We start from the raw sequence: 1,244 nt of genomic DNA on the forward strand, positions 1-1,244 counted from the left end.
CCCGGGGCGGTCGTGACGAGCGCGTCGGCGCGCGGACGGAATGTGTCGTCGACGGGGGGCGGTGATCGTCACCGCCTCGGCGGAGTGGATCTGGTAGAGGCCGACGAGCTGCGCACCGGGGGAGGACGGCGTCGGTCGCGCGGCGGCGGTTTTCGGCGATCGCGGCGGGGGAATCGTCGGAGCCGGTGCCGGTGTTGAGGCTGGCATAGGCGCCGGTCGAGACTCCGCCGGTGCGGGTGAGGAAGCCGTGGGGGATGGGAGCGAGCGATTTTGCGCGGATGGGGGTGGGGGCGGTGGTGTCAGTCATGCGCGTGTGTCCTGCTTAAGCTCTGGCACCACCCGCGGAGGCCGGGGGTCCAGTTGGGGGGACGGTTGTAACTGGGGGGTGGCGCTTCATTACCGGGGACGTGCCAACTGGGCCCCGGCCTTCGCCGGGGGTGGGGGTCTGGGGGTGAGGCTGCACGGATTTCCTGGTTGAATTCCGGCACCACCCCGCGGAGGCCGGGGGTCCAGTTGGGGGGACGGTAGTAACGGGGGGCGGCGTTTCATTAGCTGGGCCTTCCCAACTGGGCCCCGGCCTTCGCGGGGTGGAGGTTGGGGTGGAGGTGCCGCCTCATAGCGCCAGGCGCATGATGCGGTCGTCGTCCGCCTTCTCGCCGACCATGAAGACGTAGCGGCCGATCTCGGTGAAGCCGTAGCGCTGGTAGAAGCGGTGGGCGCGGTGGTTGTCGACATAGACGCTGAGGATCATCTCGGTCCGGGCGTCGGCGCGCGCGGTGGCGAGCGCCCAGTCCATCAGCGCGGGGCCGACGCCGGCGCGGTGCCGGTCGGCGCGGACGTACAGCTGGTAGAGCTCGACCGCGGTGGCGGGCCAGTCGCCGGGGGAAGGCGACCGGGCCGGTCTTGGCGAAGCCGACGATCGCACCCTCGTCGAGCGCGACATGGATGCGGAAGGCGGGGTCGCCGATCTGCGACGGCAGGCCCTGCGGCCCGAACGCCTGGTCGAGGAAGGCGGCGAGATCCTGCGGGCGGTAGAGCGTGCCGAACGTCTCGGTGAACGACGCGCGCGCCATCGCGGCGAGCGCGGGCCGTCGGGCGGGGACTGCGTCGCGATAGGTGATCACGCGAAGGCGGCCGGGTTGGGCCAGCCGGGCGACGTGATCGCGAGCGCTTTGAACAACGACCCCATGTCGTCCATCAGCCGGCGGCGGTCGGCGGCGAGCGCCTCGGGCGAGGCCTGAGCG

1 protein-coding gene and 1 pseudogene are annotated in these 1,244 nt (G+C 71.9%); both read right to left on the reverse strand.

What is annotated here, in order from left to right; translation table 11 throughout:
- Positions 1–307, reverse strand: a pseudogene (locus NI18_RS23820) (laccase domain-containing protein); the annotation flags it as partial.
- Positions 308–613: 306 nt separating this feature from the next.
- Positions 614–925: a GNAT family N-acetyltransferase gene (locus NI18_RS27530; RefSeq protein WP_306286563.1), complete on the reverse strand. Its 312-nt coding sequence runs from the start codon at positions 923–925 to the stop codon at positions 614–616.
- Positions 926–1,244 lie beyond the last annotated feature (319 nt).

It is taken from the genome of Sphingomonas sp. Ant20, assembly GCF_000783375.1.
Classification (GTDB): domain Bacteria; phylum Pseudomonadota; class Alphaproteobacteria; order Sphingomonadales; family Sphingomonadaceae; genus Sphingomonas; species Sphingomonas aerolata.